General features: G+C 67.9%; 19 protein-coding genes and 1 riboswitch. Of the genes, 8 read left to right on the forward strand and 11 right to left on the reverse strand.

Annotated elements, in window-relative coordinates; genetic code table 11:
- Positions 1 to 12: 12 nt before the first annotated feature.
- Positions 13 to 681, forward strand: coding sequence for a phosphoglycolate phosphatase (gph, locus tag AC5P65_RS03805; RefSeq protein ID WP_111097718.1), 669 nt, complete (start codon positions 13 to 15; stop codon positions 679 to 681).
- 121 nt (positions 682 to 802) lie between these two features.
- Here gph and btuB read toward each other — a convergent pair whose 3' ends face one another.
- The gene (btuB, locus tag AC5P65_RS03810) at positions 803 to 2647 is read right to left on the reverse strand and encodes a TonB-dependent vitamin B12 receptor (RefSeq protein WP_111097717.1); all 1845 of its coding nucleotides are present in this window, start codon (positions 2645 to 2647) and stop codon (positions 803 to 805) included.
- 115 nt (positions 2648 to 2762) lie between these two features.
- A riboswitch (cobalamin riboswitch) is annotated at positions 2763 to 2985 on the reverse strand.
- Between the two features lie 143 nt (positions 2986 to 3128).
- Here btuB and AC5P65_RS03815 point away from each other — a divergent pair.
- Positions 3129 to 3707: a histidine phosphatase family protein gene (locus AC5P65_RS03815; protein ID WP_021203373.1), complete on the forward strand. Its 579-nt coding sequence runs from the start codon at positions 3129 to 3131 to the stop codon at positions 3705 to 3707.
- Positions 3708 to 3797: 90 nt separating this feature from the next.
- Here AC5P65_RS03815 and AC5P65_RS03820 read toward each other — a convergent pair whose 3' ends face one another.
- On the reverse strand, positions 3798 to 4160 hold the full coding sequence (locus AC5P65_RS03820) for a TfoX/Sxy family protein (RefSeq protein ID WP_021203374.1): 363 nt from the start codon (positions 4158 to 4160) through the stop codon (positions 3798 to 3800).
- Complete coding sequence (locus AC5P65_RS03825) at positions 4157 to 4639, reverse strand: GAF domain-containing protein (protein ID WP_005407940.1); 483 nt, start codon at positions 4637 to 4639, stop codon at positions 4157 to 4159. Before AC5P65_RS03825 ends, AC5P65_RS03820 begins: the two co-directional genes overlap by 4 nt.
- A gap of 68 nt (positions 4640 to 4707) precedes the next feature.
- Between AC5P65_RS03825 and bioD the strand changes: the two genes are divergently transcribed.
- Complete coding sequence (gene bioD / locus AC5P65_RS03830; RefSeq protein ID WP_111097716.1) at positions 4708 to 5400, forward strand: dethiobiotin synthase; 693 nt, start codon at positions 4708 to 4710, stop codon at positions 5398 to 5400.
- Positions 5401 to 5464: 64 nt separating this feature from the next.
- On the opposite strand, the gene AC5P65_RS03835 is transcribed toward bioD, so the two are convergent.
- From AC5P65_RS03835 to msrB, 4 genes are all read right to left on the reverse strand, one after another.
- On the reverse strand, positions 5465 to 6913 hold the full coding sequence (locus AC5P65_RS03835) for an aminotransferase-like domain-containing protein (RefSeq protein WP_111097715.1): 1449 nt from the start codon (positions 6911 to 6913) through the stop codon (positions 5465 to 5467).
- 242 nt (positions 6914 to 7155) lie between these two features.
- Complete coding sequence (gene msrA / locus AC5P65_RS03840; protein WP_111097731.1) at positions 7156 to 7893, reverse strand: peptide-methionine (S)-S-oxide reductase MsrA; 738 nt, start codon at positions 7891 to 7893, stop codon at positions 7156 to 7158.
- A gap of 14 nt (positions 7894 to 7907) precedes the next feature.
- Positions 7908 to 9677, reverse strand: coding sequence for a cytochrome c biogenesis protein DipZ (locus AC5P65_RS03845; protein ID WP_111097714.1), 1770 nt, complete (start codon positions 9675 to 9677; stop codon positions 7908 to 7910).
- Between the two features lie 2 nt (positions 9678 to 9679).
- Positions 9680 to 10252, reverse strand: a complete 573-nt coding sequence (msrB, locus tag AC5P65_RS03850) for a peptide-methionine (R)-S-oxide reductase MsrB (protein ID WP_111097713.1) — start codon at positions 10250 to 10252, stop codon at positions 9680 to 9682.
- A 144-nt stretch (positions 10253 to 10396) separates the two neighbouring features.
- Here msrB and AC5P65_RS03855 point away from each other — a divergent pair, with 144 nt between their 5' ends.
- The gene (locus AC5P65_RS03855; RefSeq protein ID WP_111097712.1) at positions 10397 to 11116 is read left to right on the forward strand and encodes a response regulator transcription factor; all 720 of its coding nucleotides are present in this window, start codon (positions 10397 to 10399) and stop codon (positions 11114 to 11116) included.
- The gene (locus tag AC5P65_RS03860) at positions 11113 to 12582 is read left to right on the forward strand and encodes a sensor histidine kinase (protein ID WP_021203380.1); all 1470 of its coding nucleotides are present in this window, start codon (positions 11113 to 11115) and stop codon (positions 12580 to 12582) included. The genes AC5P65_RS03855 and AC5P65_RS03860 overlap by 4 nt, the downstream gene beginning before the upstream one ends.
- Here the strand turns inward: AC5P65_RS03860 and AC5P65_RS03865 are convergent.
- On the reverse strand, positions 12579 to 13925 hold the full coding sequence (locus tag AC5P65_RS03865; RefSeq protein WP_031270199.1) for an ATP-binding protein: 1347 nt from the start codon (positions 13923 to 13925) through the stop codon (positions 12579 to 12581). The genes AC5P65_RS03860 and AC5P65_RS03865 overlap by 4 nt on opposite strands.
- Entirely contained in the window at positions 13922 to 14611 is a 690-nt protein-coding gene (locus AC5P65_RS03870) for a winged helix-turn-helix domain-containing protein (protein WP_021203382.1), read from the reverse strand. Before AC5P65_RS03870 ends, AC5P65_RS03865 begins: the two co-directional genes overlap by 4 nt.
- A 350-nt stretch (positions 14612 to 14961) precedes the next feature.
- Between AC5P65_RS03870 and asnB the strand changes: the two genes are divergently transcribed.
- Positions 14962 to 16863 (forward strand): asparagine synthase (glutamine-hydrolyzing), encoded by a 1902-nt coding sequence (gene asnB / locus AC5P65_RS03875; RefSeq protein ID WP_021203383.1) that lies wholly within the window; start codon positions 14962 to 14964, stop codon positions 16861 to 16863.
- 432 nt (positions 16864 to 17295) lie between these two features.
- Here asnB and AC5P65_RS03880 read toward each other — a convergent pair whose 3' ends face one another.
- Positions 17296 to 17643, reverse strand: a complete 348-nt coding sequence (locus AC5P65_RS03880; protein ID WP_019660945.1) for a phasin family protein — start codon at positions 17641 to 17643, stop codon at positions 17296 to 17298.
- A 118-nt stretch (positions 17644 to 17761) separates the two neighbouring features.
- Positions 17762 to 18124 (reverse strand): 6-carboxytetrahydropterin synthase QueD, encoded by a 363-nt coding sequence (gene queD / locus AC5P65_RS03885; RefSeq protein WP_005407953.1) that lies wholly within the window; start codon positions 18122 to 18124, stop codon positions 17762 to 17764.
- Positions 18125 to 18316: 192 nt separating this feature from the next.
- Here queD and AC5P65_RS03890 point away from each other — a divergent pair, with 192 nt between their 5' ends.
- Together AC5P65_RS03890 and AC5P65_RS03895 are read left to right on the forward strand one after the other, a co-directional pair.
- Positions 18317 to 20956, forward strand: coding sequence for a TonB-dependent receptor plug domain-containing protein (locus tag AC5P65_RS03890; RefSeq protein ID WP_111099285.1), 2640 nt, complete (start codon positions 18317 to 18319; stop codon positions 20954 to 20956).
- A gap of 73 nt (positions 20957 to 21029) precedes the next feature.
- On the forward strand, positions 21030 to 23624 hold the full coding sequence (locus tag AC5P65_RS03895; RefSeq protein ID WP_031270202.1) for a M14 family zinc carboxypeptidase: 2595 nt from the start codon (positions 21030 to 21032) through the stop codon (positions 23622 to 23624).
- The last annotated feature ends 433 nt before the right edge of the window (positions 23625 to 24057 follow it).

The following is a 24057-nucleotide window of genomic DNA, read 5'->3' on the forward strand; positions in this document are numbered from 1 at the left end:
AGGTACCGTTCCTTGTCGTATCCCTATCCACTGGTCGTGTTCGACCTTGATGGCACGCTGGTCGACAGCGCAGCTGATATCGCCGAAGCGCTGAACCGCACGCTGGAGGACATCGGCATGGCACGCGTGCCGGAAGCCACCGTGCTCGGCTGGATCGGCGACGGTGTGCGCCGCCTGGTCGAACAGGCCGTGCATGCGGCAGGCCGCGAGGTCGACCTGGCCGAAGTGATGCCGGTGTTCATGGTGCACTACCGTGAATGCCTGCTGCGCAGCCCGCGCCTGTTCGATGGCGTGGCCGACGCACTGGCGCAGCTGCGCGCGCGCGACGTGCCACTGGCGATCTGCACCAACAAGCCCGAAGCACTGGTGCCGCCGCTGCTGCAGCACCTGGGCATTGGTGATGCGTTCGCGCTGATACTGGGCGGTGATTCGCTGCCGCAGCGCAAGCCCAGTGGCGAACCGCTGCGGCACATCGCCGCGCATTTCGCGCTGCAGGTGGAGGCGTGCCTGATGGTGGGAGATTCGTTGACCGACTACCGCGCCGCCGAAGATGCGGGCATGCCGATCGCGCTGGTGCGCTACGGCTATCCGCGCGGCCTGGACCTGGGCAGCGCGCACGCGGTGGCAGTGATCGACGACCTGCGTGAGTTGCCGGGGTTGGCCGCGGGCGTTCGGGCGTAGAGCCGAGCCCACGCTCGGCTGCTTTTCATTGCGTGAGCCGAGCATGGGCTCGGCTCTACAGTAGATCGACGCCATGCGTCGATGGCATCAGGAGGCGCCGGGCGATGCCCGGCGCGCGCCTTCATTTCGGCTGGTAACGCACGCTCAGCTGGTACTCGCGGCCGGGCTGGTTGAACCACGCCACGGTCTCGTAGCGGCGATCGAACACATTGGCGGCACGCGCCAGCAGCGTCCACGACGGCGTCAGCGCGTACTCGGCGCGCAGGTCCAGCGTACCGTAACCGCCGACCTTTATCGTGTTGGCCGCATTGTCATAACGCTTGCCTGAACCCTGAACCGTCAGACCGGCGCGGAAGTCGCCGAAGCGGCGGTCGATGTCCAGGCGTGCGGTCTGCTGCGCGCGGCGCGGCAGCCAGTTGTCGAACTGGGTGCTGCCATGGGTACGGTTGCGCGGGTCGGTGTAGCTGAGCTGTGCGTTGATGTCGAAGCCGGCCAGCAGCACGCCACCGGTCAGTTCGGCGCCGCGGATGCGGGCCTTCTCCACTTGCTGCATCCTGAAGGTCGCCGCATCGTAGGTAATCAGATCATCGATGCGGGTTTCATATACGTCCAGGCCCCAGTGCCAGCCCTGTCCCTGCTGCGAAACGCCCAGGTTGGCGCTCTTGGACTTCTCCGGGTTCAACGTCGGCACGCCGCTCCACGGGTCGTACAGATCGCTGAAGGTCGGCGCCTTGAACGCGGTGCCATAGCTGGCGTTGAGGCGCAGGCCGTGGCCCAGTTCCATCGCCCAGCCGGCGCTGCCGGTGGCGTGGTTGCCGAACTGCTGGTTGTCGTCGTTGCGTGCGCTGACCTGCAGCTGGTGGCGGCCGAAGCGGCCCTGGTACTGCACGAACACGCCGGTGTTGCGACGGCTGTCGACGAGGTACCCGGCGCTGCTGCCATCCAGGTTGTCTTCGCTCCAGTCCACGCCGGTGCTCAGCAGCTGGCCTTCGGCCATGCCGAAGTCGCCCTGCAGCGAGGCGCTGTCACGATGGGTCTGGGCGCTGCCACGGGCATCGAAGTCGCCGAAGTTGTCCGACTCGTTGTCACTGCGGCCGACATTGGCGGTGAACGCCAGGCGTTCGGACGGGGTGTAGCGCAGCTTGCCGGACAGCACCTGCTGGCGGGTTTCCGAATAGTTGTAGTAGCCGTCGTAATGGTTCTTTCCGTCGGCACGCAATGCACTGCCTTCCACGTTCCATTGGTCGTTGAAGGTGTAGCCACCGCGCAGGCTCTTGGACAGGTTGCGGTAGCCGTCGCGGTCATGCTCGTCGGCAAAGCAGCCCGCGGTGAACACCGAGGAGGAGCCGCGGCAGGCATCGATGCCATCGGAATGCTGGTAGGCGATGTCAGCGCCGAACCAGCCGCGTTCGGTGCCGCCGCCAATGCCGCCACTGGCCTCGCGCAGTCCATTGCTGCCGCCACCGAGCTGGAAATGCGGGGCGAAGTCACCCTGGCTGCGGCGGGTGAAGATCTGGATCACGCCACCGATGGCGTCCGCGCCATACAGGCTGGACTGCGGGCCACGCACGATCTCCACGCGCTCGATCTGTGCCAGCGGCAGGTCCTGGTACATCGCCAGGCCGAGGTCGGCGCTGTTGATGCGCACGCCATCGACCAGCACCACGGTGTGGCCGGAGTTGGTGCCGCGCAGGAACAGCGAGCTCTGCTTGCCCAAGCCGCCGGCATTGGTCAGGTTGATGCCGGCGCGGCCGCGCAGCAGTTCCTGCAGCGAGGTGGCCTGGCTGGATTCGATCTGCGCGCGGTCGATCACCTGGGCCGGCGCGATGCTGTCCTGCAGGGCGATCGGGGTGCGGGTCGCAGTGACCAGGATCTGGTCGAGCGCGGTGGTGTCATTGGCGGCCTGGGCCAGCGCGGGCAGGGCGGCCAGCACGGCCAGGGACAACATTCGGGACTGCAGCTTCATGGGGGACTCCAGGTGCCACGCACGCCCGCGTGGCGAAGGGGAGGAGCCGCGAAGGCAGGCACGCGCCGATGCCGCAGCGCACGCCACGGTCATCCAGCGCCATGCCCACCGCATCGCGACCTGAGGCTTCCGGGCCGGTCTCCGGGCTTGCCGCCGGGCGGCGCGAGGCCGCCGTCCAGGCGCCTTCCCATGCCTGAGGCACAGTGGCAGTGTTGCCCGGAACTGACGTGCTTACCGTTGCGGGGGCAGCGCCGGCCTGGCGTGGAATCACGCGTCACCGGCTTCCCGTTTCAACCTGCCGGCCGTGGCCGCAGGTCACCTGGAAGTGCGCGCAGTCTACGGCATCGCAGGCAGTCCCGTTGCGTCGCGCCTGCTCGACTGCCTTTGCTGTGCCCTTAGAATGGTCCCTCGATCCCGTGGTGCCGTTGCCGATGTCCGCCCGTTTTCCGCTGTCCCCGCGTTGCCTGTACGGAACGCACGCATGATCCTCGACCTAGTCCGCCATGCCGGCAACGGTCGCGATGAGTTCCTCGATGGCCGCAGCGACCCACCGCAGCTGGCCCGCCTGCCGCAGGAACTGGTCGACGCCTACGCCGCGCAGCCCTGGGAGCGGGTGATCAGTTCGCCGCGGCTGCGCGCGCTGCACACGGCAATGGCGCTGGCCACGCCGCGCGGGCTGGACGTGGAAGCGGACGAGGAATGGGAGGAACTGGATTTCGGCGATTGGGACGGGCAGTCGCTGTTCGACCTGCCGGAGGATGCACTGGCTGCCTTCCATGCTGACCCGCATGCGTTCCCGCCGCCGAACGGCGAAAGCTGGGGCCACTTCGAGCGGCGCATCGCGCGCGCGCTGGATCGCCTGCTCGATGATGACGATCCGGTGCCGACGCTGGTGGTCAGCCATGGCGGCCCGCTGCGCATGGTGCTGTCGAAGGTCTGCGGCCTGCCGATGTCGCTGTGCTGGGCGCTGCGCATCGACCATGGCACGCGCCTGCGTGTGTGGCTGGAGCGCGGTGAGGCCGGGCTGGTGGGCGAATTGCTGGAGCTGCAGCAGCCCTGACCCATCGGTAGTGCCGGCCGCTGGCCGGCAGCCTCGGAAACGCTGCGAAGATCATGCAGTTGCCGGCCAGCGGCCGGCACTACCATGCCGTCAATCCTCGTCCGCATCCTCGGCAACGCTGTCTTCCGCGTCATCGTCGGCATCGAAGCGCTGCTCATGCACCGGGCCCGACGCCGGGCCGGCCGCCTTCAGCGGATGCGCGGCGATGCGCGCTTCATAGTCCTGTACCAGCGCATCGCGCTGCGGCTCGCTCAGTTCCTGCCAGTGGCAGTCCAGCAACGCACCTTCCAGCGAGTACAGCAGGTTCAGGCTGGGCTTGAAGCCGGCACGCTTGACCTTGACGAAGGCACCGACCGCTCCGATCGCGACCAGGTCGTCGCGGCTGCGCAGGCCGACCTGGCGCAGCCAGGCCGCGCTCTTGGGGCCGATGTTGCGCAGCTTGGGTGCGTTCATCCCAGCGCCTCGACGAACACGCGGGCGATGGCTTCCAGGCCGGCCTGGTCGTCGGCATCGAAGCGGCCCACCTTCGGGCTGTCGATGTCGAACACGCCGATCAGTTCATCGCCGCGCAGCAGCGGCACCACCAGCTCCGAACGCGAGGCCGAATCACAGGCGATGTGGCCGGGGAAGGCGTCGACATCCTCCACGCGCTGGGTGACCCGCTGGCTGGCGGCGGCACCGCACACGCCCTTGTCCAGCGGGATGCGCACGCAGGCCGGCAGGCCCTGGAACGGGCCGACCACCAGTTCCTTGCCATCGTACAGGTAGAAACCCACCCAGTTCAGGTCGGGCAGGGCGTGGTAGACCAGTGCGGAGAGGTTGGCCGCGTTGGCGATGCGGTCGGACTCGGCGTAGACCAGGCCACGGGCCTGTTCCAGCAGCTGGGCGTATTGTTCCGGCTTGCTGCCGGTGAGCGAGGCATTGGCGAACATGCCCGCAGTCTAGCAAGCGCGACGGGCCGGCGATAATGCACGCTCTGTTGCCCTGTTGGAGCCAATCGATGCCGTTGCCTGCCACGCTGCCGCCCGCCCTGTTCGTTACCGGCACCGACACCGAAATCGGCAAGACCGCGGCCAGCACTGCGCTGCTGCATGCGCTGCGCCGGCGCGGCCTGCGTGCAGTCGGCATGAAGCCGGTGGCCAGTGGCAGCGAAGACCTGGGGCAGGGCCTGCGCAACGAGGACGCGCTGGCACTGCAGGCGGCCAGCTGGCCGGTGCCGGACTATGCCGACCTGAACCCGTATGCGCTGCGGCAGCCGCTGGCACCGGAGCTGGCGGCGGCCGAGGACGGCGTGCAGGTGGAACTGGCGCCGATCGTGGCCGCGTTCGCGCGACTGCGCGCGCAGGCCGATATCGTGGTGGTGGAGGGGGTTGGCGGTTGGCTGGCACCGGTTTCGGCCACGCTGGACCAGCTCGACCTGGTGCGTGCGCTGCAGCTGCCGGTGCTGCTGGTGGTGGGCATGCGGCTTGGCTGCGTCAACCATGCGCGGTTGACTGCGCAATCACTGCAGGCCAGCGGCGTGGACCGCCTGGGTTGGATCGGCAACCACATTGATCCTGCGATGCAGCGCCAGGACGAGAACATCGCCACGCTGCAGCAGCGCCTGCCGATGCCGTGCTGGGGACGGCTGCCGCATCTGCCGGGGGCGGATGGTGAAGCGTTGAGCGCGCATCTGTTCGACGACCTGGGGTAGTGCCGGCCGCTGGCCGGCAACCTCGATGAATCACGTCCATGCAGTTGCCGGCCAGCGGCCGGCACTACCGTGCTGCAGCCGCCAGCTCCCGCGCAATCGCACCCAGCCGCTCCACCGCACCGATGAAGCGCGCATCCAGGCTCTGGCAGCACGACAGCCGCAGGCAGTGGCGGTAGCGTGCGCCGCGCGAGTACACCTGGCCCGGCATGAACACGATGTCCTCCAGCAGCGCTCGCTCGAACAGCTCGCGCGTGTCCACGCCCGGCAGTTCCAGCCACAGCAGGAAGCCGCCCTGCGGTTCGGTGGCGCGGGTGCCAGCCGGGAAGTGTTCGGCCACCAGCTGGCGCAGCCGCCCGACCTGTTCGCGGTACAGGCGGCGCATGCGGTGTAGATGGTGCTCGTAGCTGCCTGCTTCCAGATACGCGGCCACCGCATCGCCGAGCAGCTGCGGCTCGCCGCCGGTGGACTGGAACTTCAGCAGTGCGATGCGCTCTGCGAAGCGGCCGCCATCCAGCCAGCCGATGCGGTAATCCGGCGCCAGTGTCTTTGAGAAGCCACCGACCACCATCACCCAGCCATCGCGATCGAAGGCTTTCAGCAAGGGTGCCGGCGGTTCGCAGAACTGCAGCTCGGCGTACACCGCATCCTCGATCAGCGGCAGCTGCCGTGCGTTGACCAGTTCGGCCAGGTGTTGTTTGGCGGCGGTCGGCATGGTGCAGCCGAGCGGGTTGTGCACGGTCGGCATCACCACCAGTGCGGCCAGCGGCCTGTGCTCCAGCAGCGCATCCAGTGCATCCACGTCCAGTCCGTGCTGCGGGTGGGTGGGCAACTCGATGGCCTGCAGGCCGAGGTTGGCCAGCAACGGATACAGGTTGAAGTAGGACGGCGCCTCGATGCCCACCGCGTCACCGGGCTGGGTGACCGCGCGCAACGCCAGCTGCAGGGCTTCCATCGCACCATGGGTCAGCAGGAGTCGCTCGGCGTGGGTGTGCAGTCCCATGCGCGGACTGCGGCGCACGATCTGTGCCAGCAGCCGGGGGGAGCCGTTGGGTCTCGCATAGGTCTCCACCGTCTGCTGGCCGTGGCGCAGCACCTGCGCGGTATGCCGGGCCAGCTGCGCGCCGGGATAGAACTGGCGACCACGTGGGCCGGCGAAGGCCAGATCGACCACACCCGGGCGGCGCTGTGCTTCCAGTACCCGGGCCATCAGGACCTGCTGCAGCGGCGCGGTGGGCGCGGATGGGGTGTCGCGCAGCGAACGCTCCGGCACCGACAGCCGCGGCGCAACTTCGAAGCCCGCCTTCGGCCGCGGAATCACCAGTCCGGCATCTTCCAGCTGGCGATAGGCGGCAATCACCGTGTTCAGGCTGAGCCTGCGCTGCAGGGCCATCTGCCGCAGCGAAGGCAGGCGGCTGCCGACCGGAAGGCGGCCACCATGAATGGCTTCGGCCAACTCATCCGACAGCCGTTGATAGCGGGGGGGAATCATCGAGGCCTGGTCATCTGTATCCATCGAATATCCCGCCATCTGGTGCTGTACCCATGATGATGGCGAGCCTAGCATGTCGTTGTCGGCCGGGCCTGATCGGGGCACGACCGATACTTCCCAAACGCACGGCTGGATGGCCGTGCGTCTTTTTTTGTGTGTAGAGCCGAGCCCATGCTCGGCTGCACTTCCGCCAACAGCAGCCGAGCGTGGGCTCGGCTCTACAGAGAGCGCCGCCGAGCGTCGGTCAGCCCAAGGGGGAATGCCGGCTACCGCATCGGCACCAGCGCCGCCTCGCGCCGGTACAGCGCCGGGAACTGCTTGCCCAGCGCCGCAAGCTTCGGTGCGTCGTAGTAGCGGATGTAGGCGGCCTGCGGGTAGTTCGCCATGTAGTTCTGGTGGTAGCTTTCGGCCGGGTAGAAGCGCTGGCCGCTGACCAGCTGGGTGACGATCGGTGCGCGGTAGCTGCCGGCCTGGCCGAGCTGGGCGATGTAGGCGCGGCTGGCTGCCTGCTGGCGGGCGTCATCGGTGAAGATTGCCGATCGATACTGGCTGCCGTGGTCCGGCCCCTGGCGGTTGAGCTGGGTCGGGTCGTGTGCCACCGAGAAGAACACCTGCATCAACTGCCCGTAGCTGACCTGGCGCGGGTCGTAGTCGATCCTCACTGCTTCGGCGTGGCCGGTCTGGCCGCTGCTGACCCGCTCGTAACGCGCGTCGGCGGCGCTGCCGCCGATGTAGCCGGACACCGCATTGCTCACGCCCTTGACGTGCTGGAACACGCCCTGCACGCCCCAGAAGCAACCGCCGGCGAACACCACGCTGGCGTGGGTCGCGTCATCGCGGAACGCCGCATCGCCCGTGGGTGCCGGTAGTGCCTGGGTCTGCGCGCTGGCTTCGACCGGCGCCGCAGCCGCGCCGTGGTCGACCAGCAGCACACCGGCGATCAATGCGGTGGCCACCAGTCCGGCGACACCGGCGGCGATGCCCTGTTCAAAGGAGAGTTTCATCATGTCCTCCGGTTTCAACCAAAAGTGAAGGCATAGGCCTGCACGCCCGCATCGAGGAATTCGATCTCGAAGCGGTGCGGACCGACCGTGCCGCGCTGGCGCACCAGCTGGTACAGGCGGTGCTCGTCGACCACGCCACTGCCATCGGCATCGACATCGCTGCCGGCATCGGCGGAGGGCAGCGGCTTGCCGTCCAGCCAGACGCGAAAGCGCACCGGCGTGCCGTCGCGGGTCGGTGCCAGCACCAGGTGCAGGTCGCGCGCATGGAACTGGAAGGCAATGCGGCCACCGGCCCGCTGCAGCTCTGCGGCCTCGTCGGTAATGGTCCAGTGGCCGGACAGTCCCCACTGGTTCAACGCCAGGGTGGTCGGCAGCGTGTAGTCGAACGCGCTGTCGCTGCGCTGTCCGCCGGGTGAGGCGAACTGCTCGGCACGGGCGTGGCCGAGGTAGGTTTCCGGCGAGCGCAGGTTGCCCATGTCGGCCTGCACGGCCACGCCCTTCAGGTCGGCGGCAGCGGGATCGGCCGGTGGCGGCAGGTTCGTCTGCCCGGCTTCGGCCAGCAGGCGACGGATCACCTGTTCCGAGCGCGCGTAGTTGCCTTCGCCGAACTGGTGGCCGCGGATGTTGCCCTGCGCATCGACGAAGTACTGCGCCGGCCAGTAGCGGTTGTTGAACGCGCGCCAGATCGTGTACTGGTTGTCGAGCGCCACCGGGTACTCGACCTTCAGCTGCTGCACCGCCTTCATCACGTTGCGTGGGTCACGCTCGAAGGCGAACTCCGGCGTGTGCACGCCGACCACCACCAGGCCGTGGTCACGGTAGCGGCGTTCCCATTCGTGCACGAACGGCATCGCGCGCAGGCAGTTGATGCAGGAGTACGTCCAGAAATCGACCAGTACCACCTTGCCGCGCAGCTGCTGGGCCGTCAGCGGTGGGCTGTTGAGCCAGCCGGTGGCGCCGTCCAGCGCGGGCAGGGTGCCTTCCACCGGTAGCGGTGCACCGGCTGCGGCGTTGGCACCGGCCATCATCATCATCGGCGGTGCCGCCGGCTGCGCACCGGGTACCGCATCCAGCAGGCCCTGCTCGATGCGTGCGGTGCTGACCGTCGAAAGACGGGTGAGCAGGCCGGTATCCCAGCCCAGACCAATCGCCACCACCGCCAGCAGCGCGGCTACGCCCAGCACCTTGCGCAGTACGTCGCCCAGCCCAAGCCGCGCCTGCAGCGCGCGGAACACGCGGCCACCTACCCATACCGCCAGCGCCAGCGCGCTGATCGCACCCAGCGCATACGCCAGCAGCAGCGCACTGGTACCGGCACTGGCGCCATGCAGGGCGGCACCGGTCAGCACCAGGCCGAGGATCGGCCCCGCGCAGGGCGCCCACAGCAGGCCGGTGGCGACGCCGATCAGCAGCGAGGTCCACGCGCCGCCGTGCCCCGCGGCATCCGCCGCATCGGCACGCGCGCTCAGCCGTGCGCCGACGCGCTGGAATGGCGCCAGCAGATGGTCGGCCAGTCGCGGCCACAACAGTGCCAGCGCGAACAGCGCCATCAGCAGCAGGGCGACCCAGCGTCCGACCTGGTTGGCCTGCGCCACCCATTGGCTGCCCACCGCAGCCAGGCTGGCGACCACGGTGAAGGTGAGCGCCATGCCCAGCAGCAACGGCAGCGTGCTGCGCAGGAAGGGGCGGTCGGCACGCGCGAACACGAACGGCAGCACCGGCAGGATGCACGGGCTGAGCAGGGTCAGCGCGCCGCCGAGGTAGGCAAGCAGCAACAGCAGCATCGTCAGGCTCCGGAAGCAGGGGAAGAACCGACCGGCACCCGCCAGCCGTCGGCGGTACCGTCCGTGGCGCCGGGAACGAACACCATCGCCGCACCGTTCATGCAGTAGCGCAGCCCCGTCGGGCGCGGGCCGTCGTTGAACACGTGGCCAAGGTGGCCACCACAGCGGCGGCAGTGCACCTCTACCCGCAGCATCCCGAAGGTCACGTCGCGGTCTTCGCCGATGGCGTTGTGCAGCGGTGCCCAGAAGCTGGGCCAGCCGGTGCCGCTCTCGAACTTGGTGGAGGAGGAGAACAGCGGCAGTGCACAGCCGGCGCAGGCGAAGGTGCCTTGCCGGTGTTCCTTGTTGAGCGGGCTGCTCCAGGGGCGTTCGGTGCCCTGCTGGCGCAGCACCGCGTACTGCGCCGGGGTCAACCGCTGGCGCCATTGCGCATCGCTGTGCATGACCTCGAACTGTCGCGGCGGGCGCGCTTCAGCGGCCGCCGGGGCGGCGCGGCTGCAGGCCCCCAGACCGAGCAGGCCGGCAGCGGTGGCAACACCACCCAGGCCCAGCAGATGGCGGCGGGACAGGGACATGGCGGACTCCGGGAAGGGGCGACGGGGCCATGCTGCGCCCGCCCGGGTCAACGAATCCTCACGCAGGATTCAATTTTTCGTGAGGTATCGGCGGCCGCCCCGCGCCACAATGCTGCCAGCCTCCCCACTGGCCCCGAGCTGCCGATGTCGACCAAACGCGTGCTGATCGTTGAAGACGATGCCCACATCGCCGACCTGCTGCGCATGCACCTGGGCGATGAGGGCTACGACGTGGCCCATGCCGCCAGCGGCGATGCCGGCCTGCGCCTGCTGGAGCATGAAGGTCCGTGGGATGCATTGGTGCTGGACGTGATGCTGCCCGGCGTGGATGGCCTGCAGGTCTGCCAGCGTGCACGCGCGATGGCGCGCTATGTGCCGATCATCATCATCAGCGCGCGCGGCAGCGAAACCCAGCGCATCGTCGGCCTGGAACTGGGCGCGGACGATTATCTGGCAAAGCCCTTCTCGATGCCGGAACTGGTAGCGCGGGTGCGCGCATTGCTGCGCCGCGCCGAGGCGATGGCGCAGAGCGCACGCATCGATGCCGGCGCGATCGAACTGGGCGGCCTGCAGCTGGATCCGGTCGCGCGCACCGCCTCGGTGGATGGCAACGCGCTGGAGCTGACCCCGCGCGAGTTCGACCTGCTGCTGTTCTTCGCCCGTCATCCGGACCAGGTGTTCGCGCGCATGGAACTGCTCAACCAGGTCTGGGGCTACCAGCACGATGGCTACGAACACACGGTCAACACCCATATCAATCGCCTGCGCAGCAAGATCGAGCCGGACCCGGCCAACCCACGGCGGTTGCTGACGGTGTGGGGCCGCGGCTACAAGCTGGTCGATCCGGCCGGGGCGGCGGCATGATCAAGCCGAACCTGTGGCAGAAGCTGGCGGTGGTGACCGCTGCGCTGATGCTGGCGTGCTGCATGGCGCTGCTTGCACTGCAGATGCGGGCCAACACCCGCCACGAGCAGGAGGTGGTACAGCGGCTGTCGCTGGGCCTGGCCGAGCACATTGCCCAGCGCAGCGAGCTGATGGATACCAGCGGCATGCGCGATGCCGCCGTGCGCGCGCTGTTCGGCCAGCTGATGGCGGTCAACCCCAGCGTCGAGGTCTACCTGCTGGACGACCAGGGCCGCATCCTTGGCCACGATGCGCCCAGTGGGCACCTGGTGCGCACCCGGGTGGACGTGGCGCCGCTGCGCCGCCTGCTGGCGGGAGCACCGTTGCCGATCCTCGGTGATGATCCGCGCAGCGCCGATGGCCGCAAGGTGTTCAGTGCTGCACCGTTGATCGTGCAGGGCCGCCAGGCCGGCTATGTGTACGTGGTGCTGGTGGGCGAGCACCGGCAGATGCTGGCCGACGACCTCGCTGCCGGCAGCCAGTGGAACACCACGCTGTGGTCGGTGGCACTCGTTGGTGGCCTCGGCCTGCTGGCCGGGCTGGTGGCCTTCTACTGGGTGACACGCCCGCTGCGGCGGCTGACCCGGCGCATCCAGGCCTTCGACATCGATGCACCCACGCCACTGCCGCCGGCGGAGCCGCTGCGCCCGGGTGAGCGCGATGAACTGGTGATCCTCGAACATGCGCATGCGCAGATGGCGCGACGGTTGGGCGAGCAGTGGCAGCAGCTGCGCCAGCAGGATCTGCAGCGCCGCGAGCTGGTCGCCAACATCTCGCATGACCTGCGTACGCCGTTGTCGTCGCTGCATGGCTACCTGGAAACACTGGCGTTGAAGGACGCCACGCTGTCGCCGGACGAGCGGCGCCGTTATCTCGGCATCGCGCTGGCACAGAGTGCCAAGGTCGGCCGGCTGGCACGCGCGCTGTTCGAGCTGGCGCGGCTGGAACATGGCGAAGTGCGCCTGGAGTGGGAAGTGTTCGCGCTGCCGGAACTGCTGCAGGATGTGCTGCAGAAATTCGAGCTGGCGGCGCAGGCGCGCAACCAGCACCTGCACGCCGAGTTCCCGCCCGGCCTGCCGCTGGTGCGTGCCGATCTGGGCCTGGTCGAGCGGGTGCTGACCAACCTGCTCGACAACGCGCTGCGGCATGCACCCGAGGGTGGGCAGATCGAGGTGCGCCTGCGCGCAACCGATGACAGCGTGGAGGTGAGCGTGGCCGATGATGGCCCCGGGGTGGCGCCAGCGCTGCGCACCCACCTGTTCCAGGCACCGGCCGCGCTCGGCGCTCGGCGTGGCGAGAACGGCGGGCTGGGCCTGCTGATCGTGCAGCGCATCGTGCAGCTGCATGGGCGCAGGATCGAACTGCGTGACAGCGCGAGCGGCGCGTTGTTCGTGTTTGCCCTGCCACGCGCCGAACCGGCGGCCTAGCAGGCCGGTTCGCCCGTCACCGCACCGCCGCTTTCCAGCGGCAGTTTCAGGCGGATGCACGCACCTCCCAGTTCGGAGTCGGTCACTTCAACGTGGCCGCCGTGCTTGTCGGCCACCACCTGCACCAGCGCCAGGCCGAGGCCGAAGCCCGGGCTGCCCGGGTCCAGCCGCACGTAGGGTTGCAGTACCTGGCCGCGCAGTTCGGGTGCGATGCCGGGGCCGTCGTCCTCCACCTGCAGGCACAGCCAGCCGTCATTGACGGTGCTGGCAATACGGATCTGCCGGCGCGCGTAACGCAGTGCATTGCCGAGCAGGTTGCGCAGTGCCAGCTCCAGCATGTGCCGGTTGACGTTGACCAGGCCCACCGGCGACAGCGCCTGCTGCACCGGCACCGGCAGCGGCGCGAACTGGGCGACCACGCCGCGCACCAGCGCCGCCAGCTGCAGGCGCTGGCGGGTCAGCTGATGGCAGCGACCCAGTGCGGCGTACTCGACGCCGGCGTCGGTCAGGTGCTGCAGCCGATCCACATCGGTGCGCAGGCCGCCCAGCGCATCGCGCTGCACGTCGTCGAGTGCGCTGTCTTCCAGCTCGGCCAGGCCGAAACGCATCCGTGCCAACGGCGTGCGGACTTCGTGCGCCACCGCCTGCGCGAGCACCCGCTGGCTTTCCAGCAGTTGCTGCAGCTGCTCGGCCATGTGGTTGAAGGCATTGGCCAGCGGCCGCACCAGTGCGGTGCCGGCGCGCGGCGCACGCGTGTCCAGCTGGCCGTCGCGCATCCGCCGCGCCGCCTGGGCCAGCTGCGAGACGTCGCGCCACAGCCGGTAGACCATCACGTACATCGGCAGTGCCACCGCCACCATCAGGATCAGCAGCAGGATCGCCACGCCGGAGACTTCGCTGTCCTGCCAGCTTTCGTCAGGCAGCGCTGCGTCCAGCGGCCCCAGCATCAGCGCGTAGCCGCTGTCACCGATGCGCTGCAGGCTGCGCATGTGCTCCAGGTCGATCTGCACCCGGCCGTTGTTGAATGGCGGTCGCTGGCTGGACTGCAGCGCCTTCACCGCCTCGGCCAAAGGAACCAGGCGTAGGGCATAGGCGAAATCAGCGTCGAGTTCGCGGGCCAGCGCCGGCCACTGTTCACGCGGGGTTTCGGCGAAGCGATGCTGCAGCAGCGCGTGCGTGCCGCGCATCTCGGCCTGCAGGCCGGCTTCGGTGCGGTCTTCCAGCAGCGCGTCCCAGGCCCACAGGCCCAGCACGATCAGCAACAGATGGGCGAGCAGGAAGCCGATGCCGTAGCGCAGGAAGTGGAAGGCGTGGCCGCGCATCGCCGACGGCGTGCGCGTCATCCCCATGCCGAGCGGCTGAACAGGTAGCCGCGGCCGCGAACGGTCTTGATCCGTTCTGGCTGCTCCGGGTTGTCGCCCAGCTTGCGGCGCAGGCGCGAGATGCGGGCATCGATCGAGCGGTCCAGGCCGTCGAAGGCGATCCCGCGCAGGCCGCGCAGCAGCGCATCGCGGTCCAGGATCTGGCCGGCGTTGCTGGCCAGCAGGAACAGCAGGTCGAACTCGGCGGTGGTCAGTTCCAGCAGGGCGCCCTGCAGGTGTACGTTGCGGGTGGAGGGGTCGATGTTCAGCTCGCCGAAGCGCAGGCTGCCGTCGCGTGGCTCGACCCGGCGGTGGCGGCGCAGGTGGGCGCGCAGGCGGGCCAGCAGCACCCGTGGTTCGATCGGCTTGCCGATGTAATCGTCGGCGCCCAGTTCCAGTCCCAGCACCTGGTCGATGTTGTCGGTGCGGGCGGTCAGCACGCAGATGATGCCGTCATAGTGGGGCCGGATCTGCCGACACACTTCGAAACCATCCTGGTCGGGCAGGCCGACATCGAGCAGGACCAGCGCCGGCTTTTCCGCCAGGATCCGGGCCACTGCCCGTTCGCCGCTGCGTTCATGGGCGACCTGGTAGCCATGCCGCTGCAGGTAGTCACTGACCATCGTTCCCAGGCGGGCATCGTCTTCGACCAGTACGATATCCAGCATTTCCAAGGCCTCCGTGGACGCAAACGTACCGCCACGGCACGAGCGCGGCGATGCTATCCCAGCCTGCGGGCCGCCCGGGTCGAGCGGGTGGGCGCCATTCAGCCGGGGTTGCTGGCGCTGGGGCCGCACTCCAGGCCTGGCAACAGCTTGGCGTTGAGCATAGCCTGAGACTGTTACAAAGCGTTACCTTCGTGATACGTCTGGTGACCATCGCTGACAGCAACGCGACTGACGCGGGGCCGTCAGGGCGCAGAGCATGGAGTCTCCTCCGCTCCGCGTGCCGTTCCCATGTCGCCCGCCGCCGCCTGCCTGCTGACCCCGTCCCGCCGCTGCCGCTGCGGAGGTGCCCGATGAGCGGCGTGGTCGGGGCCTGGCTGCCGCCCGCCGAGGACGAACACCTGCTGCAGCAGCTGGCGCCGATGCTGCGCACCCTGCAGCAGCGCGGCCGGGGCCGCATCGGCTACTGGACCGACGCCGAGGCCGGCCTGGCGTTGGGCCATTGCCGGGCGCCCACCGATACGCCGTTGCAGCCCCTGAGTTCAGACTGTGGTCGTTACGTGCTGTGCCTGGATGGCCGGTTGTACAACCGGGCCGACCTGCAGTCGCAGCTGCGCGATCTGCCGCGCAGCTGCAGCGATGCCCGGCTGCTGCTGCAGGCGATCGTCGAATGGGGCGTGGAGCGGGCGCTCTCCCGCATCGAGGGCGCATTTGGTTTCAGCGTATGGGACCGCGAATCGCGCGAACTGTGGCTGGCCCGCGACCCGGTCGGCGAGCGGCCGCTGTACTACGGCTGGTATCAGGGCCAGTTCCTGTTTGCCTCGGAAATGAAGGCGCTTCAGGCCTTCGCCGGCTTTGCCCCGAGCATCGACCAGGATGCGCTGAGCCTGCTGTTGCGCCATGACTATGTGCCGGCACCACACACCATCTACCGCGGTATCCACAAGCTGGTGGCAGGCGCGATGCTGCGCATCGATCTGAATGACCATGCGGCTGGCGGTTCCAGCCAGGCCACACAGGGCGGCTCACGCTACTGGTGTGCACGCGATGCGATGCAGAGCGCGCTGCAGGAACCACTGCAGCCGGCACCCAGCCTGGAGCAGGCCACCGACCAGCTGGAAGCGGTACTGCAGAAGGCCATTGCCGCACGCATGCACTCGCCGCTGGCCTGCGGCGCGTTCCTGTCCGGAGGCACCGATTCCTCATTGGTAACCGCAATGATGCAGGCGCAGTCGACTCTGCCGATCGAAGCCTGGACGGTCGGTTTCGACGATCCCGGCCATGATGAGAGCGACTGGGCCTCGCAGGTCGCGCGTCACCTGGGCGTGCAGCATCACCTGCACCGCATGGACGCGCGCCAGGGCCTGGACCTGCTGCAGCGCCTGCCGCAGGTCTGGTGCGAGCCGTTCGCCGATGCCTCGCAGCTGCCGACCCTGCTCGCCAGCGAACTGCTGGGCGCTCGCAAGCCGGTCGCACTGACCGGTGATGGCGGCGATGAACTGTTCTTCGGTCACCCCAGCTACGGCCGCGCGCTGCGCAATGCACGCCTGTGCGGCGGCCTGCCGGACTGGGTGCGTGACCTGGCACGGCGCAGCGGCAACCGGATGAACGTGGAGCGAGGCCGCCTCGGCGGCTGGCGTGCGCTGGTGGCGGAAGTCGCCGCCAACGACGTGGAAGGCCACTACCTGCAGCGCGTGACGCGCTGGCGGCAGCCGGCGCAGGTGGTGCTGGGTGCACGCGAGCCGATGACGATCTTCCAGCAGCAGGACACCGCGCTGCCGGCCGAGGCGCGCATCCAGCTGCTGGATTTCCGCATGGACCTGGCCGAGGGCATCCTTGCCAAGGTTGATCGCGCGGGCATGGCGGCGGGCGTTGAAACCCGTGCGCCATTGCTGGACATGGAGGTGGTGCGCCTGGCCTGGCGCCTGCCGCAGCACCTGAAGTACCACGATGGCGAACACAAACTCATTCTGAAGAATCTGTTGGCACGCTACCTGCCCGAGCCGCTGGTGTACCGTCCCAAGCGTGGCTTTGGCCCGCCCATGGCGCGCTGGCTGGCCGGTCCGTTGCGCGATTGGGCGGAGGCGCTGCTGGACCCGCAGCTGCTTCGCAACCAGGGCTGCTTCGATGCGGCACGCGTGCGCGGCATCTGGGAAGCGTTCCTGCGCGGCGAGCGCAAGTGGCACACGCACCTGTGGAACGTGCTGATGTTCCAGGCGTGGCACCAGCATTGGCATGGTGGTCGCGGGCGCTGAGGTTCCTTCGCGGGTTGTCCTGCGCGGCGCAGGGCGGAGGCCCTTGCGTACGAATGTCCTCCGGCGCCGGCCGTTGGCCGTCACCTCCCCCTTTACTTCGTACGCAAGGGCCTCCGCCCTGCGTTCGGAGTTCGTCGGCGCCTCGTTGAAAGGCGCCACGAGCGCTGCGCTTTACCTGCCGTAAGCCGAGTCTCGTCGGGGCGGGCGGGGGGCTGGGCAAAGTAAAGGAGGAGGTGGCGGCCAACGGCCGGCGCCGGGACATTTGCCCAGGCCCCTGCCTGTCCCTGCGGGGCCCCTCAGTTCGCAGAGACATCGGACGAAGACGCACTCCGGAATCCGGACGCCAGGCAAAAAAAGACCCGGCAGAGGGAGGGATCTGCCGGGTCCGGATTGCATGGGGGGAGGGACCCACGCAATGAGCGTTGCGTCGCGTCAGTGGTTGCTCGCGTCCGCCGTTGATTCGTTGTAACCCTGCACCAGTTCGGACCACGCCTTGCTGGCCACCAGGCCGAGACCGACCACGTCCTGCTGGGCCTGGCCCAGCCGCTGCAGGTTGTCCTGCCACAGCTGTGCGCCCTTGTTGAGCATCCCGGCCGCGTCGTCGCTGCGGGCCAGTTCGCCCAGCCAGCCGCCGGTCGCGGTCAGGTTGCGCTCCATCACCTTCAACTGCACGCCGAACATGCTTTCCGCGTTCTCCAACGCCAATCGGTTTGCGCGCGTTGCGGCGGCGGCGAACTGGCGGGTGGCATCACTGAAGCGATCGCTGAAGGCGGCGGCCATGGGGGGCATCAGGGAGTGGCTTGATGCATTGCAGCATACGCCGTTGATGCGGCAATGCAACAAAAATAACAAAGGCGCTCAGGGCGCCTTTGAAAATCCTTTCAGATCAATGAGTTGATCAGGCCGTCGGGCCGCGGTAGCGACAGCCGGAGGTGCAGGTTTCGTGCACGGTGATCTCGCTCAGCGCCGGCAGGCTGGGCTTGAGTTCGTTCCAGATCCACACCGCCAGGTTCTCGCTGGTCGGGTTCTCCAGGCCGGGGATGTCGTTGAGGTAGTGATGGTCCAGGCGGTCATAGATCGGCTGGAAAGCCGCCTTCACGTCGCCGAAGTCCATGATCCAGCCGGTCTGCGCACCCGGCTCGCCCTCGACCTTCAGTTCCACCCGGAACGAGTGGCCGTGCAGGCGCGCGCACTTGTGCCCCGGCGGCACGTTGGGGAGGCGGTGCGCCGCCTCGAGCATGAAGACTTTGAAGATTTCCATGGCGCGATTGTACGCCGCAGGTGGCCGGCCATCCTGAGCGATTGTTGGACTTTCGTGAAGTAATTCTTTCCATCCGGATGAAGAGATGATAGTTTCTCTTATATCCGTATGAAGAGATGTTATTGGCCGGACCCCGGCTTGGCATGGACTACTGCGGAACTACGTCGCCCTTTCCACCTCCCCCACATCGTCATGCCCAAGCACACCCTGCTCGTGGCGGCCCTGGCCGTCGCTCTGGCCGCGCCTTTGTCCGCCGCCGCCGAAACCTCCGCCGACGCCAGTGGCGAAGCCAGCACCCTGGCCGCCGTGCGCGTCACCGGTTCCAACATCAAGCGCACCGATACCGAGGCCTCCAACCCGGTGCAGGTGATCGGCCGCCAGCAGTTGGAACAGACCGGCAAGGCCACCGTCGCCGACGTGCTGCGCTCGATCTCGGCCAACACCGGCAACGCTGCCAACGAAACCACCAACAATGGCTGGGCGTCCGGCTCGGCCGGCATCGGCCTGCGTGGCCTGTCGCAGAAGAACACGCTGGTGCTGCTCAACGGCCGCCGGCTGGCCAACTATGGCTTCCCGGCCGGTGGCCTGTCCGACACCTTCGTCGATCTCAATGCGCTGCCGCTGGTCGCGGTCGAGCGCATTGAGGTGCTCAAGGACGGCGCCTCGGCGGTGTACGGCTCCGACGCCGTGGCCGGCGTGGTCAACATCATCACCCGGCAGAACTTCGAAGGCGCCGAGATCGGCGGCAGCTTCGGCGGTGCCGACCAGGGCGGCCTGCACGAGCAGAACCTGAAGTTCGTCGGCGGCCTGGGTGATCTCGACACCGATGGCTACAACATCCTCTTCAGTCTGCAGGGGTACAACCGTGAGCGCCTGGACCAGGACGAACGCAACCTGACCAGGAGCGGCATCTACACCGACAAGCCGGGTGGCCGCTGGAACGGCTGGTCGGCCAAGGGCGCGCGCTACCTCATCAACGGCGTGTCGGTGCCGATGCTCGACGCCAACGGCAACTGCCCGGCCGGCACCACCCGCGTTGCCAGCGCGCCGATTGATGGCCTGTCCGGTGACACCTGCGGCTTCAACCAGGCGCCGTTCACCACGCTGATCCCCTCGACCAAGCGTTACCAGGCCTATGCCAACGGCACCTTCCGCCTGAACGACAACGTCGAGGCCTTCGGCGAAGTGCTGTACAGCCAGATCAAGAGCGCCGCGTGGTTCGGCAGCAGCCCGTTCTTCACCCTGGAAAGCGGCCGCTTCGCGTTGAACGCCAACAGCGGCCTGGCCGAGCCGGTGTCGTCGCTGCTGCCGGCCAACAATCCGTACAACCCGTACGGCCGTGCGATCCCGATCGAGTACACGTTCTTCGACCTTGGTGGCACCATCAAGACCAACCGATCCACGGCCTATCGCGGCGTGTTCGGCCTGCGCGGCACCACCGCCAACTGGGACTGGGAAGTGGCTGCATTCGGTGCGCGCAGCAGCGAGCGCGAGAGCGTGTCCGGCGGCTTCGCCAATCGCTGGGCGCTGGCCGACGCGCTGGCCACCGGCAGCTACAACCTGCTCAACCCGGCGGCCACGCCGCAGTCGGTGCGCGATTCGATCAACATCGCCACGCTGCGTCCGGCCGAATCCAAGCTGCAGGGTATCGATGCGAAGATTTCCGGCAGCCTGGGCCATACCTGGGCGGGTGAGATCGGCTTCGCGGCCGGTGCCGAGTGGCGCCGCGAAAAGCTCGACTCCAACAACCCGTGGCAGATCGATGCCGGCCTGCAGGTGCGCCCGGCCATTGCCGAAGTACACGGCAAGCGCCAGGTCAGTGCGGCCTACGCCGAAGTGAACGTGCCGCTGGCCTCGACGCTGGAGCTGTCCGCCGCCGCGCGCGCCGACCACTACGACGATTTCGGCGATGCGTTCTCGCCGAAGATCGGCCTGCGCTGGCAGCCCCTGGATGTCCTGCTGGTGCGTGCGTCCGCTTCGAAGGGCTTCCGCGCACCGTCGCTGTCGGAAAACTCCAACAGCACCAGCATCGCCTACGGCAGCGTGGTTGATCCGCGTGATCCGGACGTGCCGGGCTCGCGCCAGAACCCGACCTTCTTCACCGTCGGTAACAACGCACTGAAGCCGGAGCGAACCAAGAGCGTGAACTTCGGCGTGGTGCTGTCACCGTGGGCCAACACCAACCTGAGCGTGGACTATTACCGCATCCAGCTGGACAACCTGGTCGGCACCAACAATACCCAGACCCTGGTCAACGACAACGTGGCTGGCGCGGTGCAGCGCGATGAGCGCGGCAAGCTGCAGGCGGTCTACAACCGCTACCAGAACCTGAGCGAGCTGAAGACCTCGGGTATCGACGTCGAACTGCGCCAGCGCATCCCGACCGCGGCGCTGGGTGACTTCACCGTGTCCTCGGCCTACACCCACGTGCGCGACTACCGTCGCCCGACCGTGGTCGGTGGCCCGCTGGTGGACTACGCCGGCAGCAACCTGGGCGCGACCCTGCCCAAGGACAAGGCCACCACCACGCTGGACTGGAAGTACGGTGATTTCAACGCCGCAGTAACCTGGTACTACACCAGCAGCTACCGCCAGGAAGCCAGCACCGCAGCCAAGGCCGTGCAGCAGCGCGTCGGCAGCTATAGCCAGTACGACCTGTACCTGGGCTACACCGGCATCGACAAGCTGACGCTGTATGCCAAGGTGCAGAACCTGGCTGACAAGACGCCGCCGTACGACGCTTCGTTCCCGGGCATCCGCGCGCCATACGACTTCAGCCAGTACGACCTGCGCGGCCGCTACTTCACGCTGGGCTTCGATTACCGCTTCTGATCCATCCGCTGCGGCCGGTTTCTTCAGGGAGCCGGCCGCGCGACCGTCTGCCGTTGTGTCCTGGGGAGTCACCGTGTCCTTGCATCGTCGTGCCGTTCTTCCGTTGCTGATCGCCGCCGCCACCGCACTGTCCTGCCCGCAGCCAGCGCAGGCACAGAGTGCGTACTTCTTCCCGCAGGCCGTCGACGCGGCCGCGTTCGATACGTCCATTCCCACACCCGAGCAGTTCCTCGGCTACCCGATCGGCAGCCGTTACACCCGGCACGACCAGCTGGTGGCGTACTTCCAGGAACTGGCGAAACGCTCGGACAAGATCAGCGTGCGCGAGATCGGCCGCAGTTACGAGGGCCGCCCGTTGCTGATCGCCACGGTAACCGCTGCCGGCAACCACGCGCGGTTGGAACAGATCCGCCAGCAGCACGCGACCCTGGTCGATCCGGCGCAGCCGCGCAGTGCGGCGGGCGACAGCCCGGTGGTGGTGTGGCTGGGTTACAGCGTGCATGGCAACGAGACCTCCAGCGCCGAGGCGGCGATGCTGACCGCCTACTACCTGGTGGCCAACCGCAGTGCCGAGACCCAGCAATGGCTGCAGCAGGCGGTGGTGCTGTTCGACCCGGCGCAGAATCCGGACGGTCGCGATCGCGCCGCCAACTGGCACAACGCGTGGGCCTCCGATCCGGCCTCGGCCGACCCGGCTGACAAGGAGCACGTCGAGCCGTTCCCGCAGGGCCGCACCAACCACTACTTCACCGATCTCAACCGCGACTGGCTGGCCCTGACCCAGCAGGACTCGCGGCCGAAGGTGGAGGTGTTCCACCAGTGGTACCCGAACGTGCAGATCGACTTCCACGAAATGGGCAAGGACAGCACCTACTACTTCGAGCCTTCGCCGAAGAGCATGCACAGCCCGTTGATTCCGGCGCCGTCGTACGAGTTCAACAAGACCCTGGCCAAGTACCACGCGCAGGCGCTGGATGCCTTGGGTTCGCTGTACTACACCGGCGAGAATTTCGACAACTTCTCGCCGGTGTACGGCTCGACCTATCCGGACTTCCACGGCGCGGTCGGCGTCACCGTCGAGCAGGCCAGTTCACGTGGCCGCGTGCAGGAATCGGTGAATGGCCTGCTGACCTTCCCGTTCACCGTCCGCAACCAGGTCGCCACCGGGCTGGGCACGGTGCGTGGTGCAGTGGCCGAGCGCAGTGGCCTGTTCGACCTGCAGAAGCAGTTCTTCCAGAGCGCGTTGAAGCAGGCCGCACAGCAGCCGGTGAAGAGCTTCGTGTTCGGCGACGCGCACGATCCGGCACTGACCCGTCGCCTGCTGGAACTGTTGCTGCTGCATCGCATCGAGGTACGTGCGCTGGAGCGTGCAGTCACCGTCGATGGGCAGCGCTTCGATGCCGGCAGCGCCTACGTGGTGCAGGTGCAGCAGGCGCAGTTCCGCCTGGTGCATTCGATCTTTGCCGAGACGCCGCCGATCAAGGGCGACGTGTTCTACGGCAGCACCAGCTATGCAATCGCACCGGCCTACGGCGTGGCCTTCGCCGGCAGCCGCAGCCGTATCGAAGGCGGCGCACGGGTGACAGCGTTGCCGGCGCAGCAGGGCGCGGTGCTGGGTGGCCAGGCCGGGTTCGCCTACGCGATCGACTGGCGCGACTACAACGCCGGGCGCGCGCTGGCCGCGCTGCAGGGCAAAGGCGTGAGCGCACGTGCAGCATTCCAGCCGTTCACCACCGCGACCGCGCAGGGCGACGTCAGCTTCGCCGCCGGCAGCCTGGTGATTCCGGTTGCCGGGCAAGCGCTGCAGGGCGCGGCGCTGCTTGAGGCAGTGACATCGGCCGCGCGCGAGGCAGGTGTGCAGGTGCACGCGCTGTCCAGTGGCCGCAGCCGCGAAGGCATCGATCTGGGCAGTGACGGCGTCAAGGCGCTGCGCAAACCCGCGGTTGCGCTGGTGATGGGTGAGGGCGTGGCCGCCACCGAGATCGGCTCGGCCTGGTTCCTGCTCGACCAGCAGTTGCATTTGCCTGCCAGCAAGCTGGACCCGCAGCAGCTGGGCAAAGTGTCCCTGGACCGCTACACCACGATCGTGCTGTCCGGGGGTACCTACACCGGCGTCGATACCACGGCGGTGGCTGCGCTGAAGCGCTGGGTGCAGGCGGGTGGCTCGCTGGTTACCTACGGCAGTGCATCGAAGTGGGCGATCGAGCAGAAGTTGGCCGACGGCGAGAAGCTCGGCAAGGAAGAAGAGACTGCCGACGAGAGCCGCCGTGCATTCGGTGACCAGCGCGACATCGCCGCGATCGAGCGGGTCAGCGGCAACATCCTGAGCGCCGATGTGGACACCAGTCATCCGCTGGCGTTTGGCGTGCCGCGCCGGCAACTGGCGATCAACAAGGAGAGCACGGTGACGCTGCAGCCGAGCACGAATCCGTTCTCGACGGTGGTACGCATCGACACACCGCCGCGGGTGAATGGCTATCTTTCCGAGCGCAACCGTGCGCGGGTGGCGGGCAGCGCGTGGGTGCTGGTGTCGGCGCAGGGGCAGGGCAACGTGGTGCTGTTTGCCGATGACCCGGCGCACCGCAAGTACTGGCACGGCACGGACCGGTTGTTGATCAACGCGATCTTCTTCGGGAATCTGGTGAATCCGGGTAAGGCGCGGGGTTGAGGCGTTTGGCGCCGAGTCGTTGTTGTGCTTGGGAGGCAGGGGGCCTCAGCCAGGACACGCCGTGAACCCATCCATGGGGGCTCGATGGCGCCATCCTTGGCGCCAACGGTCCTGGCTGAGGCCCCCTGCCTCCCATGACAGTTTCCTGCGGGCGCGGACGCATCAGACCCCAAGGCGGGAGCAAGGGCAAAAGCAAAAGCAAACGCAAAGCCAGGAATTGCGGCTTCGGCTTTTGACTTTGAATTTGAATTTGATCTTTCTTCTCCCGGCTACCCGGCGGGAGAAGAAGGCGCCGGCAATGCTTGAAGCGGATGGGCATGGGGGCAGCGCAGAACCGTGGGCGCCATGGATGGCGCCATCGAGCTTACATGGACGTATTTACAGCGTGTTCTGCGCTGCCCCCATGCCCATCCGCCCTCGGTACTGCCACCGC

This window comes from Stenotrophomonas sp. YJH_SMC_48-3 (assembly GCF_059369375.1).